Source organism: Streptomyces sp. XM83C (assembly GCF_023072675.1).
Taxonomy (GTDB): Bacteria; Actinomycetota; Actinomycetes; order Streptomycetales; family Streptomycetaceae; genus Streptomyces; species Streptomyces thermocoprophilus.
Window position 1 is genome coordinate 1 of the sequence record NZ_JALLGL010000173.1, and the last position, 13,737, is coordinate 13,737.

Below are 13,737 nucleotides of genomic sequence, written 5' to 3' on the forward strand. Positions count from 1 at the left end.
CCCCCGAGGCACACGCCCGTTTCCCGCTCGTCCTGCTCGGCCTGCGCGAGGACACCGTCGCCGAGGACGGCGACACCGGCGCCCTGGACACCCTGGGCAGCGCACCGCCCGGCTACCGGCTGCTGCCCGCCCACCCCTGGCAGCTCGACCTCACCGCACCCGCCCTCGCCGCCGCGTTCGCCGACGGCCGGCTGATCCGGCTCGGCACCACCCCCGCACCCGTCTGGCCGACCGCCGCGATCCGCACGGTGTACGACCCGGACGCCGACCTGTTCGTCAAGTTCAGCCTCGATGTGCGGATCACCAATGACATCCGCCGCCTGTGGCGGCACGACCTGCTGCGGCTGCGCCGCACCGACACCGCCGCCCGCCGTGCCCTCGCCGCCGCGCCCGGCCCCGCCGCCTGGCTCAGCGACCGTGGCTGGCGCACCGCCCGCTTCGCCTTCGAGGAGCTCGCCGTACTGGTCCGCGAGGGCCTGCGGGGCCCCCTCCTGCCCGGCGCGACCCCGCTGCTCGCCGCCGCCCTCGTCGAGGGCTTCCCCGGCAACCCGCTCGCCGCCGCCCGCGACCCGCACGCCTGGTGGGAGGCCTACCTCACGGCCGTCGTACCGCCCGCGCTGGCCGCGTACGCCGACCACGGCGTCGTACTGGAGGCACACCTGCAGAACACGCTCGTCGCCGTCGACGCCGACGGCACGCCCGTGCAGGCGCTGTTCCGGGACGCGGAGGGTGTGAAACTGCTGCCCGACGTCGGCCGGGACGCGGGCTGGGAGCGGCTGGTGTACTGCCTGGTCGTCAACCACCTCACCGAGGTCGCCGCCGCGCTCGCCGAGCACCACCCCGGCCTCGACCCGTGGCCGGCCGCGCGCCGTGCCCTCGCCGGCACCGGGCTGCCGGAGGCCGCCGCTCTGCTCACCGCGCCCACCCTGCCCGGCAAGACCAACCTGCTGCTGCGCTGGACCGGCGCCGACGGCGCCGCCGCACGCTACCGTCCGCTGCCCAACCCGCTCGCCGCGCACTGATCTACCCTGGCCGGTGTGCTGCGCGACGTGACTGCTGTTCGATACGTGACCCCGCTGAGGTCGGGCGGGTCCGTGCCCGCCGTCGTCGAGGCCGACGACGACGGCACGTACGTCGTGAAGTTCACCGGCTCCGCGCAGGGCACGCGCGCGCTGGTCGCCGAGGTGATCGTCGGGGAGCTGGCCCGGGCGCTGGGCCTGCGCTTCCCCGAACTGGTGCTGGTGCACTTCGACCCGGCGGTAGCCGCCGACGAGCCCCACCAGGAGGTGCGGGACCTGCACACGGCGAGCGCGGGCGTCAACCTCGGCATGGACCATCTGCCGGGCGCCCGCGACCTCACGCCCGAGCTGGCGGAGGTGTTCGACGTCGACCCGGTGGAGGCCGGGCGGATCGTGTGGCTGGACGCGCTGACCGCCAACGTCGACCGGACCGTGCACAGCTCCAACCTGATGGTGTGGCCGACACTGGGCGTCGCCCCGCCCCGGCTGTGGCTCATCGACCACGGCGCCGCCCTCGTCTTCCACCACCGCTGGGACGGCGCCGACCCCGCCAAGGCGTACGACTTCCGGCATCACGCGCTCGGCCACTACGGCCCCGACGTGCGGGCCGCCGACGCCGAACTCGCGCCGAAGGTGACCGAGGAGCTGCTGCGCCGGATCGTCGCCGAGGTACCGGACGCCTGGCTCACCGACGGTGACTTCGCCACCCCGGACGCCGCCCGGGAGGCGTATGTGGACCACCTCCACGCGCGCGTGCGCCTGTCCGAGCGGTGGCTGCCGACCGACTTCCCCAGCCGTCAGGAGCTGACCGCCGAGAACGAGCGGCGCGCCGCGAGAAACCGGCGCGGACGCCCCGCCTGGCTGCGGCAGGTCCCCGACCTGCACGGCAAACCGGCCGCCGAACAGGACTGGTCGGTGCACGTGAAGTGACCGCGGCGGGCGGCTCCGGGAACCTTCCCGGAGCCGCCCGCCGCGTCGTCCGTCGGCTGTCCGTCGGCGGCTTCAGCCGCGCAGCTGCTCGTACGCGGGCAGCGTGAGGAAGTCGGCGTAGTCCTCGTCGAGGGCGACCTCCAGGAGCAGGTCGTGCGCCTGCTGCCAGTGGCCGGCCGCGAAGGCCTCCTCGCCGATCTCGGCGCGGATGTTCGCCAGCTCCTCGGCGGCGACCTTGCGGGCCAGCTCGGGGGTGGCCTTCTCGCCGTTCTCGAACTGCACGCCCGCGTTGATCCACTGCCAGATCTGCGAGCGGGAGATCTCCGCGGTGGCCGCGTCCTCCATGAGGTTGAAGATGGCGACCGCGCCGAGGCCGCGCAGCCACGCCTCGATGTACCGGATGCCGACCTGCACGGCATTGACGAGACCGGCGTACGTCGGCCTGGCGTCCAGGGAGTCGATCGCGATCAGGTCGGCCGGCTCGACGTGCACGTCCTCGCGCAGCCGGTCCTTCTGGTTCGGCTTGTCGCCGAGGACCTTGTCGAAGGACTCCATGGCGATCGGCACGAGGTCGGGGTGGGCGACCCAGGAGCCGTCGAAACCGTCGTTCGCCTCACGGTCCTTGTCGGCGCGGACCTTCTCGAAGGCGACCTTGTTGACCTCGGGGTCCTTGCGGGACGGGATGAACGCCGCCATGCCGCCGATGGCGTGCGCGCCGCGCTTGTGGCAGGTGCGCACGAGCAGTTCGGTGTAGGCGCGCATGAACGGCGCGGTCATGGTGACGGCGTTGCGGTCCGGCAGCACGAACCGGGGGCCCGCGTCGCGGAAGTTCTTGACGATGGAGAACAGATAGTCCCAGCGGCCGGCGTTCAGCCCGGAGGCGTGGTCGCGCAGTTCGTAGAGGATCTCCTCCATCTCGTACGCGGCGGTGATCGTCTCGATGAGGACGGTCGCGCGGATCGTGCCCTGGGGGATGCCGACGTAGTCCTGTGCGAAGACGAACACGTCGTTCCAGAGGCGGGCCTCCAGATGGGACTCGGTCTTCGGGAGGTAGAAGTACGGGCCCTTGCCGAGGTCGAGCAGGCGCTGGGCGTTGTGGAAGAAGTACAGGCCGAAGTCGACGAACGCGCCGGGCACGGGCGTGCCGTCCGCGTCGACGAGGTGCCGCTCGTTCAGGTGCCAGCCGCGCGGGCGCATCACGACCGTGGCGAGTTCCTCGTCCGGGCGCAGGGCGTAGGTCTTGCCGGTGCGCTCGTCCGTGAAGTCGATACGGCGGGTGTAGGCGTCGATCAGGTTGAGCTGGCCGGTGACGACGTTCTCCCAGGTGGGGGCGGAGGCGTCCTCGAAGTCCGCGAGCCACACCCTGGCGCCCGAGTTGAGGGCGTTGATGGTCATCTTGCGGTCGGTCGGGCCGGTGATCTCCACGCGGCGGTCGTCCAGGGCCGCGGGGGAGGGGGCCACCTTCCAGGAGTCGTCCGCGCGGATCGCGGCCGTCTCCGGCAGGAAATCGAGGGTGGAGGTGCGGGCGATCTCGGCGCGGCGCTCGGCCCGGCGGGCGAGGAGTTCGTCACGGCGCGGCGTGAACCGCCGGTGCAGCTCCGCCACGAAGGCGAGCGCCGCGTCGGTGAGGACCTCCTCCTGCCGGGGCAGGGGCTCGGCGTCGACGATGGCCAGCGGGGACGGCGCTGGTGCGGACATGAGCTGTCACTTCCTTCAGCGGTGGCACCGGGTGCCTGAGCGGACGAACAGGGATGAACAGGGGCGAGATCCCGCCCGTGACACGTCCCCGGACCCGGCCGGCGCGGTCGGGTCAGGCAAAAGGGGAGGTCGAGTGCTTCTGGTCAGTGGATAGTAGTTTCCTCATCGTGGAACTTCAACGGTTTGTCGATGTCGAGATTCTCCGAGTCGAGGGAAAGCGGCTCTGCGTGCCACCCCGCTCACTCAAGGTGGCCCAGGTCGGCCTCGGTGTCGATGTCCCAGGCCTCGGCCACGTCCGCGCACTCCACGAGAGTCAGCTCCGGCTCGTGCTCCTTCAGATACGCGCGTGCCCCCCGGTCGCCGCTCGCACTCGCCGTGATGCCCGCCCAGTGCCCGGCGCCGAACAGCACCGGATGGCCGCGCGTTCCGTCGTACGAGGCCGCCGCGAGGGAGGTCTCGCCGGTGTACGCGGCACGCACGCGCGTGCACGCCTCCACGCCGATGCCCGGCTGGTCGACGAGGGACACGAGCGCGGCGCGGGCCCCGGTCCCGGCGAGGGAGGCCAGCCCCGCGCGCAGCGAGCCGCCCATGCCCTCCTCCCAGTCCGGGTTGTCCACCAGGACGCACCCGTCGAGCCGGGCCCGCTCCCGTACGGTGTCCGCGGCGGCCCCCAGCACCACGTGCACGCGCGTGCAGCCCGCGCCCCGCAGCACCCCCACCGCGTGTTCCACGAGCGGCCTGCCCCGGTACGTCAGCATGGCCTTGGGGCGTCCGCCGAGCCGCCGTCCGCCGCCCGCGGCGAGCACCAGCCCCGCCACCGGGTCGGCCTCGCACGGTGTCCGATGTGTCGTCGTCATGCACCCCTGCATACCCCACCCGGACCGCCGTGTCGGCGCACTCGGTCACCGTGCGCATCAACAGGCTCACGCAACGGACTGGCGCGGGTGCCCGGGGTGGCGTTTACTGGGCGCTTCCCGTACCGACCGGGCCGTACCGCCGAAGCCCGGGGGCGGGGCGTGCACAAGGACGTGCGAGGGGGAGGGCTGTGTTGCGGAGCGTCGAGCAGCGGCAGAAGCCGACAGCCGGCAGGGACGAGGACCCACGCGTGACGGAGCTGCGCTCCGCCGTGTCCCGGCTGCGTCGTGAACTCGCCGCACACCCGGCCGAGTTCGCCGACCGGGCCATAGCCGAGGAGGAACTGGCCGCACTGCACGCCATGGCCGAGTCCGGCACCCCCGAACTCCTCCACCTGCGTCGCTCCCTGCTGCTGGTGGCAGGCGCCATCGGCTCGGTGAGCGCCCTCAATCCGGGCGTACGCCGCCTACGAGAGGCCATAGCCCTCTTCGGCGAACCACGCCCGAACTGACCCCCACCGACCGGCAGACGGCAACCACACCGGGGGTGCGGGGAACTGCGCGCCCAGCCCCCACCGGCGGGCGGGTGACAACGAAACCCCAGGCACCTCGAAGGGGCGCGGGGAACTGCGCAAAACCACTCACCCCGTGCTGGCGAGCGCCTCCGACAACTCCCGCGCCACTTCCTGCAGCACCGGCACGATCTTCTCCGTCGCCGCCTCGGTCACCCGCCCCGCCGGCCCGGAGATGGAGATGGCCGCCGCGGTCGGCGAGTCCGGCACGGACACGGCGAGACAGCGCACGCCGATCTCCTGCTCGTTGTCGTCCACGGCGTACCCGAGACGCCGTACGTCCTCCAGTGCCGCGAGAAAACCCTCCGGTGTGGTGATCGTCTTCTCGGTCGCGGCCGGCATCCCCGTACGGGCCAGCAGCGCCCGCACCTCCTCCGGCGGGAACCCGGCGAGCAGCGCCTTGCCCACGCCCGTGGAGTGCGGCAGCACCCGCCGCCCGACCTCGGTGAACATCCGCATCGAGTGTTTCGACGGCACCTGCGCCACGTACACGATCTCGTCGCCGTCCAGCAGGGCCATGTTGGCCGTCTCGCCGGTCTCCTCCACCAGCCGGGCGAGATAGGGGCGCGCCCAGGTGCCCAGCAGCCGGGACGCCGACTCGCCGAGCCGGATCAGCCGCGGGCCGAGCGCATAGCGCCGGTTGGCCTGCTGCCGGACGTACCCGCAGGCGACCAGCGTGCGCATCAGACGGTGGATCGTCGGCAGCGGCAGACCGCTGCTCGCGGACAGCTCGCTCAGCCCCACCTCGCCGCCCGCGTCGGCCATCCGCTCCAGCAGATCGAAGGCACGCTCCAGGGACTGGACGCCGCCCGAGGCGGCGGACTTGGCGGAGCCGGTGGTGCTGGCGCTGGACGTCGGCACGGCGCGTTCCTTTCGGGGCTGGCTGGAGAGGCAGCAGCCTACCCGGCGGTCGGTTGACTCCCCGCTGGTACGTAGCTACGTTCTGCTTATCGGAATTCTAATTTCGCTTTGTGGAAACGTCCAGAGTTGTGCGCGGCAGGCGCACTGTGGACGAGTGTGCCCTTGACGAGGTCGAAACGGGAGTGAAGACTCCGGAAGCGCGACTTCAACAGAACGTTGAAAAAGTGGTGCGGTGGGAGAGCGGACGGAGAGGGGTCCCGGTGTCCGAGGCTGAGCTGGTACTGCGTTCACGGCGGGTCGTCACCCCGGAGGGCACGCGCGCCGCGTCCGTCGCGGTGACCGCCGGCACGATCACAGCCGTACTCCCGTACGACGCGGACGTCCCCGCCGGTGCCCGCGTGGAGGACTACGGCGACGACGTGCTGCTGCCCGGCCTCGTCGACACCCACGTCCACGTCAACGACCCGGGCCGCACCGCGTGGGAGGGCTTCTGGACCGCCACCCGCGCCGCGGCGGCCGGCGGCATCACCACCCTCGTGGACATGCCCCTGAACTCCCTGCCGCCCACCACCACCGTGGACCACCTGCGCGTCAAGCAGGAGGCGGCCCGGGACAAGGCCCACGTCGACGTCGGCTTCTGGGGCGGCGCCCTGCCCGACAACGTCAAGGACCTCCGCCCGCTGCACGAGGCCGGCGTCTTCGGCTTCAAGGCCTTCCTGTCGCCGTCCGGAGTGGACGAGTTCCCCCACCTCGACCAGGAGCAGCTGGCCCGCTCCCTCGCGGAGACCGCCGGCTTCGACGGCCTCATGATCGTGCACGCCGAGGACCCCCACCATCTCGCCGCCGCCCCCCAGCAGGGCGGCCCGAAGTACGCGCACTTCCTCGCCTCCCGGCCCCGCGACGCCGAGGACACCGCCGTCGCCCGCCTGATCGACCAGGCCCGGCGCCTCCGCGCGCGCGTGCACGTCCTGCATCTGTCCTCCGGCGACGCCCTGCCCATGATCCGGCAGGCCCGCGCCGAGGGCGTGCGGATCACCGTGGAGACCTGCCCGCACTACCTCACCCTCACCGCCGAGGAGGTCCCCGACGGCGCCAGCGAGTTCAAGTGCTGCCCGCCCATCCGCGAGGCCGCCAACCAGGACCTGCTGTGGGAGGCACTCGCCGACGGCACCGTCGACTGCGTCGTCACCGACCACTCGCCGTCCACCGCCGACCTGAAGACCGACGACTTCGCCACCGCCTGGGGCGGCATCTCCGGCCTCCAGCTCAGCCTGGCCGCCGTGTGGACCGAGGCCCGCCGCCGCGGCCACACCCTCGACGACATCGCCCGCTGGATGTCCGAGCGCACCGCCGCCCTCGTCGGCCTCGACACCAAGGGCGCCATCGCACCCGGCCGCGACGCCGACTTCGCCGTCCTCGACCCCGACGCCTCCTTCACCGTCGACCCGGCCGCCCTCCAGCACCGCAACCCGGTCACCGCCTACGCGGGCCGCACCCTCACCGGCGTCGTGCGCTCCACCTGGCTGCGCGGGCAGCGCATCTGGGCGGACGGCGAGTTCACCGAGCCGAGGGGCCGCCTGCTCACCCGGCACCCCTGAGGCACCCGTCCGGGCCGCCTCCCCGAGACCACCGAGCCCACCCGCACCGCCCGCCCCGCACGGCAGCGGCCGACTTCACGAAAGGCAGGACCTGATCACCGTGACGGCGATTACCGGCTTCACCGGCCATGCGAACCCGTACGGCGGCGGCGACCCGTACGCGGACTACCGCAGCGCCGACCTCCCCTTCACCCACCACGCGAACCTCGCCGACCGGCGGCTCGGCGCGGGGGTCGTCGCCGCCAACGACGAGTTCTTCGCCCAGCGCGAGAACCTCCTCGTACCCGAGCGCCCCGAGTTCGACCCGGAGCACTTCGGACACAAGGGCAAGATCATGGACGGCTGGGAGACCCGGCGCCGGCGCGGCACCTCCGCCGAGCACCCCTGGCCCACCGCCGACGACCACGACTGGGCGCTGATCCGCCTCGGCGCGCCCGGCGTGATCCGCGGCATCGTCGTCGACACCGCCCACTTCCGCGGCAACCACCCGCAGGCCGTGTCCGTCGAGGGCGTCTGCGTGCCGGGCTCCCCGTCCCCCGAGGAACTGCTCGCCGACGACGTGAAGTGGACGACCCTCGTCCCGCGCACCCCCGTCGGCGGCCACGCAGCCAACGGCTTCGCCGTCGCCGTCGAGCAGCGCTTCACCCACCTGCGCCTCATCCAGCACCCCGACGGGGGCATTGCCCGCCTCCGCGTGTACGGCGAGGTCGTCCCCGACCCGGCGTGGCTCGCCGCGCTCGGCACCTTCGACGTCGTCGCCCTGGAGAACGGCGGCGCCGTCGAGGACGCCTCCGACCGCTTCTACTCGCCCGCCACCAACACCATCCAGCCGGGCCGCTCCCGCAAGATGGACGACGGCTGGGAGACGAGCCGCCGCCGCGACCAGGGCAACGACTGGATCCGCTACCGGCTCGTCGAGCAGTCCGAGATCCGCGCCCTCGAGATCGACACCGCATACCTCAAGGGCAACGCCGCCGGCTGGGCGTCGGTGTCCGTGAAGGACGGTGAGGCCGGCGAGTGGCACGAGATCCTGCCCCGCACCCGCCTTCAGCCCGACACGAATCACCGCTTCGTCCTGCCCGAGGCCGCGGTCGGCACCCACGCGCGCGTGGACATCTACCCCGACGGCGGAATCTCCCGCCTGCGCCTGTACGGCAGCCTCACCGAGGAGGGCACCGCCCGCCTCGCGGCCCGCCACCAGGAACTCGGCGGCTGACCGGACCACAGAGGGGCGGCCCCGGCAGCCCAGGGGGCGAGGTGCCGCGGCCGGCCTCCGCCCCGGCGTCGGCCACACGCGCGTGCGGGCGCCGACGCCCGGCACACGCGCGTGCGGGCACAGACACCGATCACCGGTACGCGCGTGTGCCGGTGCCGCCCGTGCCGCCCGCCCGGCACACGCGCGTGCACCGCGCGATCCTCACGCCGCGTGCCCGCCGTCCACCGCGAACTCCGCGCCCGTCACATAGGCGGCGCCCGCCAGGCAGGCGACGAGGTCGGCGACCTCCTCGGGCCGGCCGAACCGGCCGAGGGCCGTCATCGCCGCCTGCGGTCCGGCGTACGGCCCGTCCGCCGGGTTCATGTCGGTGTCCACCGGACCGGGGTGGACGATCGTGGCGGTGATGCCACGCGGCCCCAGCTCCCGCGCCAGCGCCCGCGTGAGCCCGACCAGGGCCGCCTTGCTCATCGCGTACAGCGTTCCGCCTGGCCCCGGCACCCGCCGCGTCATGCACGACCCGATGGTGACGATCCGCCCGCCGGACGCCATTCGCGCGGCAGCCGCCTGCGAGGCGAGGAAAACCCCCGCACGTTCACGGCGAGCACCCGGTCCACGTCGGCGAGCGTCAGCTCCTCCAGCGGGCCGAGGACACCCACGCCCGCGTTGTTCACCAGGACGTCCAGCCGGCCCAGCGCCCGCACCGCCTGCTCCACCGCCCCGTCGGCCTCCTCGGCGTCCGCCGCGTCGGCGCGTACCGCCACCGCCCGCCGCCCGAGCGCCGTCACCTCCCGTACGACGCGGTCGGCCGCCTCCTTGTCGCTCACGTACGTCAACGCCACGTCGGCGCCCGCCCGCGCGAGCCGTACCGCCGTCGCCGCCCCGATGCCCCGGCCGCCGCCGGTGACCAGCGCCACCTTGCCGGCCAGGAAACCCTCTGCCGTGAATCCCTCTGCTGAAGTCATGCGTCCGTCCCAGCGACCGTCGGCCGCCCACGCCGGCGGGGGTACGGACACCGACCTGCCGGCCCGCGCGGAACCAATCGCTCCTCCCCGGGCGTTCTCCCGCTGTGACTCTTCAGCAAGAAATCGTCGGCAACGCCATGCAGATGGCGGTCGTCAACCTGCGGCCCGGCCAGACCGTGTACTGCGAAGCGGGCAAGTTCCTGTTCAAGACGACCAACGTGACCATGGAGACCCGCCTGTCGGGCCCGTCGAACGGCGGCAACGGGCAGCAGCAGGGCGGCTCGGGCAGCGGCGGCATGGGCGGGCTGCTGCGTCAGGCCATGGGCACCGCGATGCAGGTCGGCCAGCGGGCCCTGGCCGGTGAATCGCTCGCCTTCCAGTACTTCACCGCGCAGGGCGGCGAGGGCACCGTCGGCTTCGCCGGTGTGCTCCCCGGAGAGATGCGCGCCCTGGAGCTGGACGGCACCCGCGCGTGGTTCGCCGAGAAGGACGCCTTCGTGGCCGCCGAGTCCACCGTCGACTTCGGCATCGCCTTCCAGGGCGGACGCACCGGCATGAGCGGCGGGGAGGGCTTCGTCCTGGAGAAGTTCACCGGCCACGGCACCGTGATCATCGCGGGCGCAGGCAACTTCATCGACCTGAACCCCGCCGACTTCGGCGGGCGCATCGAGGTCGACACCGGCTGCGTCGTCGCGTTCGAGGAGGGTATCCAGTACGGCGTCCAGCGCGTCGGCGGCCTCAACCGGCAAGGACTGATGAACGCCGTCTTCGGCGGCGAGGGCCTGTCCCTGGCCACCCTGGAGGGCAACGGCCGGGTGATCCTCCAGTCGCTGACCATCGAATCCCTCGCCAACGCCCTGAAGAAGGCCCAGGGCGGCGACAAGCAGGGCCCGACCGGCGGACTCTTCTCCACCCACGCGGGCTGAGCCCGCCCCCGGCCGGGACCGGGGGCGACGGGAGCCGTCGGACAGCGGGCCCAGGGCCTCGTACGGCAGTCCGGTGCGGCGTCGGGGCCGTCCGCCATACCCGCGCGGTGCGGACCGCCAGCTGTGCGGTGCCGGAGTCGCCCGCCGGGGCGGTGCGGTGCCGGGGAGTCCGTCAGGGTTCGATCAGGCCCGCGCGGATCGCGTACCGGGTCATTTCCAGACGATCGCGCAGACCCAGCTTCTGGAGCAGGTTCGCGCGATGCCGCTGGACGGTCTTCACGCTGATGAACAGCAGATCGCCGATCTCCTTCGACGAGTGCCCCTCCGCCACCAGCTTGAGGACCTCCTCCTCACGCGGGGTGAGGATCTGGTCGGGGGTCTCCTCCCCGTGCCGGGCCCGGTCGAGATAGTTGCGGATCAGCGCCGTGACCGCCCCCGGGTACAGGAACGGCTCGTCCCGCATCGCGGCCCGGCAAGCGGCGACCAGGTCCCGGTCGGCGACGGACTTCAGCACGTAACCGCTCGCCCCGGCCTTGAGCGCCTGGAAGAAGTACTGCTCGTTGTCGTGCATCGTCAGCATCAGGATGCGCAGGCCGGGCCGCAGCGCGGCGAGTTCACGGGCCGCCTGCAACCCGGTCAGCCGGGGCATGGCGATGTCGAGCACGGCCAGATCCGCGTCGTGCGTGCGGGCCGCCTCCACGGCCTCGGCGCCGTCGCCGGCCTCGGCGACCACCTCGAGGTCCGGCTCCCGGTCGAGGATCAGCCGCACACCCCGCCGTACCAGCGCGTGGTCGTCGGCGAGGAGGATACGGATCGGCCCGGCGTGCGCCCCCGCGGCGGCCGTCGGGGTATCGGTGTCATGGCGCATGATCAGGCGTGCCTCCTGGCGACGGGCGCGGTGAGCTGGACCTGGGTGCCGCCGTGGGGCGGCGAGGAGATCTCCAGAGCGGCGCCGACGAGCAGCGCGCGTTCACGCATGCCGCGCATGCCGGCGCCCTCGCGCGGCACGGTGATGCCGTGACCGTCGTCGGTGACCGTCAGCACCACCTGCCCGTCGGCGTGGCGCAGCGCGACGGACACCTCCTCGGCCTCGGCGTGCCGGGCGACGTTCGTCAACGACTCCTGCGCCACCCGGTACAGCACGAGTTCCGTCTCGGACGACAACGCCGGCAGGTCGGGGTCGAAGCGGCGCACGACACGCAGCCCGGTGTGCGCGGCGAAGTCCTCCGACAGCGAGGTCAGCGCGCTGACCAGCCCCAGATCGTCCAGCACGCCCGGTCGCAGCCGGCGCACCAGACGGCGGACCTCGTCCAGGCTCTCCCGCGTGATCTCCTGCACCTCCAGCAGATCCCGGCGCAGCGGCTCGGGCGCGCTGTCCGCGGCCCGTTTCAGACCCAGCAGGATCGCCGTCATGCTCTGGCCCACCTCGTCGTGGAGTTCCTGTGCGATACGGCGGCGCTCGGCCTCCTGCGCGAGCAGCACCCGCGCACTGCTCGCCGCCCGCTCCTGCTCCAGCCGCTCCAGCATCGCGTTGAACGTGCGGATCACCTCCGCGACCTCCCGGCCGCCCGAGGCGGGCAGCCGCTGACCGGGACGCAGCAGATCGACGGTGGCCATCAGCCGGGCGAGCCGGCCCAGAGGGGCCAGGCCGAGCCGCAGCAGCGCGGCGTTGGCGACGAGCATCACCGCGAGCCCGGCGACCAGGATGACCGCCTCCGTCAGCAGCACCGGCACGGAGACGGTGACCGGCGCCCACAGCAGCAGCGCCGTGGCCGAGCCCAGCACCACCGCGTTCAGGGCGAAGATCCGCCAGAACAACGACTCCAACACCGGTCGACGCCTCTCTGTCGTTCCGCTTCACCTCCACTGTCCGCCCGTGACGGTCACGGCGCCGGTGCCCGAAGCGTGCCCGCACCGCAAGCCTGCCCGCCGCCGCTCCGCCCGTCGATGGGGGACGACCCCCATTTCGGGGCCCGCACGCCACCCATGACGTGCCCGTATGGACAGCGCGCCCCCGCACAAATGGGCTCCGCGCCCGATGGGTTCCGGCCGTCGGAGCGGCCAGGGTGGAGGGCACCGGGACGACCGCACCCGCGGACCGCCCCGGCCCCGGCAAGCCCACGTGAAGGGACCGACCATGCCGCTCGACGTCGCACGGGCCGAGCCTCACCCGGACGAGGCGCGGCAGCGCCTGGAACACGCCCGCTCCTCCCGGCTGGCGCAGCTCGAAGCCCTCCGCGGGACCGGGCGGACCGCCGAGGACCATCTGCTCGCCGCGCAGCGTGCCGCCCTGGAGCAGGTCCTCAAGGAGATCGAGGCCGCACACGCCCGCATCGACGACGGCACCTACGGCATCTGCCTCGGCTGCGGGAAGCCGATTCCGGCGGAACGGCTGGAGATCCTGCCGTACACCCGCCACTGTGTGACCTGCCGCCACCAGGCCGGCTGACCCGCTCTTCCGCTCTGCCCTGAGAAGGGGGTGACGTGGTGAACCACCTGACTGCCGACGTGGACGACCTGACCGCCGGGACGGACGGCCGGACCGTCGGAGTGGACGGCCGTACCGCCGGAGTGGGCGGCCGTACCGTCGGCGTGAGCGACCGGACCGTCGGGACGGACGGCCGGACCGTCGGCGTGGACGACCTGACCGTCGGGACGGACGGCCGTACCGTCGGCATGAGCGACCGGACCCCCGCTGCCGGTCGCCGTGCCCCCGTCCGGCCGGCCGCCGCGCATCTGTCGGCCGAGGATCTCGCCGCCCTGCGGGAGAACCTGAACGAGCAGCGTGCCTTCCGCCGTGAACAGCTCCGTCGGCTCGCCGGGCCGGTCACCTCCCGCGACGAGGACCTGCTGAGGCAGCGGACCGCCGGACAGATCGAGGTCCACATCAGGCTCGTCGCCCTCGCCCGCATGGTCCTCTCCGACGTCGAGGACGCCCTGCGCCGCATGGACGACGGCTTCTACGGCAGCTGCCTGCTGTGCCGGCGTCCCATCGACCGGGAACGGCTGTCGATCGTGCCGCAGGCCCGCTACTGCGCCCGCTGCCGCCAGGCCGAGGAGGCCCGCCCCTGACCGGCACACGTGCCGCCCACCCGGATCAC

The 13,737-nt window shown here is 73.0% G+C and carries 13 protein-coding genes and 1 pseudogene; 8 read left to right on the plus strand and 6 right to left on the minus strand.

Annotated elements, in window-relative coordinates:
- A partial coding sequence (locus MTQ10_RS19440; RefSeq protein WP_247469796.1) for an IucA/IucC family C-terminal-domain containing protein occupies nucleotides 1-1,022 on the plus strand: 1,022 nt, incomplete at its 5' end.
- A 15-nt stretch (nucleotides 1,023-1,037) separates the two neighbouring features.
- Entirely contained in the window at nucleotides 1,038-1,949 is a 912-nt protein-coding gene (locus tag MTQ10_RS19445; protein WP_247469798.1) for a HipA family kinase, read from the plus strand.
- A 72-nt stretch (nucleotides 1,950-2,021) separates the two neighbouring features.
- Here MTQ10_RS19445 and aceB read toward each other — a convergent pair whose 3' ends face one another.
- Nucleotides 2,022-3,647, minus strand: a complete 1,626-nt coding sequence (gene aceB, locus MTQ10_RS19450) for a malate synthase A (RefSeq protein ID WP_247469799.1) — start codon at nucleotides 3,645-3,647, stop codon at nucleotides 2,022-2,024.
- 239 nt (nucleotides 3,648-3,886) lie between these two features.
- Nucleotides 3,887-4,504 carry a nucleotidyltransferase family protein gene (locus MTQ10_RS19455; protein ID WP_247469800.1) on the minus strand — a complete coding sequence of 206 codons (618 nt, stop codon included), beginning with the start codon at nucleotides 4,502-4,504 and terminating at the stop codon, nucleotides 3,887-3,889.
- Between the two features lie 188 nt (nucleotides 4,505-4,692).
- Here MTQ10_RS19455 and MTQ10_RS19460 point away from each other — a divergent pair, with 188 nt between their 5' ends.
- A complete protein-coding gene (locus MTQ10_RS19460; RefSeq protein WP_308404580.1) occupies nucleotides 4,693-5,013 on the plus strand; it encodes a DUF5955 family protein in 321 nt (106 codons plus the stop codon).
- A 129-nt stretch (nucleotides 5,014-5,142) separates the two neighbouring features.
- Here the strand turns inward: MTQ10_RS19460 and MTQ10_RS19465 are convergent, their stop codons facing one another.
- On the minus strand, nucleotides 5,143-5,934 hold the full coding sequence (locus MTQ10_RS19465) for an IclR family transcriptional regulator (protein WP_247469802.1): 792 nt from the start codon (nucleotides 5,932-5,934) through the stop codon (nucleotides 5,143-5,145).
- 260 nt (nucleotides 5,935-6,194) lie between these two features.
- Here MTQ10_RS19465 and allB point away from each other — a divergent pair, with 260 nt between their 5' ends.
- A complete protein-coding gene (gene allB, locus MTQ10_RS19470) occupies nucleotides 6,195-7,532 on the plus strand; it encodes an allantoinase AllB (protein WP_247469811.1) in 1,338 nt (445 codons plus the stop codon).
- A gap of 100 nt (nucleotides 7,533-7,632) precedes the next feature.
- Complete coding sequence (gene alc, locus MTQ10_RS19475; RefSeq protein WP_247469813.1) at nucleotides 7,633-8,748, plus strand: allantoicase; 1,116 nt, start codon at nucleotides 7,633-7,635, stop codon at nucleotides 8,746-8,748.
- A 201-nt stretch (nucleotides 8,749-8,949) separates the two neighbouring features.
- Here the strand turns inward: alc and MTQ10_RS19480 are convergent.
- Nucleotides 8,950-9,710, minus strand: a pseudogene (locus tag MTQ10_RS19480) (SDR family NAD(P)-dependent oxidoreductase).
- Nucleotides 9,711-9,814: 104 nt separating this feature from the next.
- On the opposite strand from MTQ10_RS19480, the gene MTQ10_RS19485 reads away from it, so the two are divergent.
- The gene (locus MTQ10_RS19485; RefSeq protein ID WP_247469814.1) at nucleotides 9,815-10,636 is read left to right on the plus strand and encodes an AIM24 family protein; all 822 of its coding nucleotides are present in this window, start codon (nucleotides 9,815-9,817) and stop codon (nucleotides 10,634-10,636) included.
- A gap of 172 nt (nucleotides 10,637-10,808) precedes the next feature.
- On the opposite strand, the gene MTQ10_RS19490 is transcribed toward MTQ10_RS19485, so the two are convergent.
- Nucleotides 10,809-11,504, minus strand: coding sequence for a response regulator (locus MTQ10_RS19490; protein ID WP_247469816.1), 696 nt, complete (start codon nucleotides 11,502-11,504; stop codon nucleotides 10,809-10,811).
- Between the two features lie 2 nt (nucleotides 11,505-11,506).
- The gene (locus MTQ10_RS19495) at nucleotides 11,507-12,466 is read right to left on the minus strand and encodes a HAMP domain-containing sensor histidine kinase (RefSeq protein WP_247469817.1); all 960 of its coding nucleotides are present in this window, start codon (nucleotides 12,464-12,466) and stop codon (nucleotides 11,507-11,509) included.
- A 307-nt stretch (nucleotides 12,467-12,773) separates the two neighbouring features.
- Here MTQ10_RS19495 and MTQ10_RS19500 point away from each other — a divergent pair, with 307 nt between their 5' ends.
- The gene (locus MTQ10_RS19500) at nucleotides 12,774-13,085 is read left to right on the plus strand and encodes a TraR/DksA family transcriptional regulator (RefSeq protein WP_247469818.1); all 312 of its coding nucleotides are present in this window, start codon (nucleotides 12,774-12,776) and stop codon (nucleotides 13,083-13,085) included.
- A gap of 38 nt (nucleotides 13,086-13,123) precedes the next feature.
- Nucleotides 13,124-13,708, plus strand: coding sequence for a TraR/DksA family transcriptional regulator (locus tag MTQ10_RS19505; RefSeq protein ID WP_374117640.1), 585 nt, complete (start codon nucleotides 13,124-13,126; stop codon nucleotides 13,706-13,708).
- The last annotated feature ends 29 nt before the right edge of the window (nucleotides 13,709-13,737 follow it).

Bases quoted from the DNA above. Each gene is read 5' to 3' on its own strand.
- MTQ10_RS19490 (WP_247469816.1), bottom strand. From the start codon at position 11,504: ATGCGCCATGACACCGATACCCCGACGGCCGCCGCGGGGGCGCACGCC.
- aceB (WP_247469799.1), bottom strand. From the start codon at position 3,647: ATGTCCGCACCAGCGCCGTCCCCGCTGGCCATCGTCGACGCCGAGCCC.
- MTQ10_RS19500 (WP_247469818.1), top strand. From the start codon at position 12,774: ATGCCGCTCGACGTCGCACGGGCCGAGCCTCACCCGGACGAGGCGCGG.
- MTQ10_RS19455 (WP_247469800.1), bottom strand. From the start codon at position 4,504: ATGACGACGACACATCGGACACCGTGCGAGGCCGACCCGGTGGCGGGG.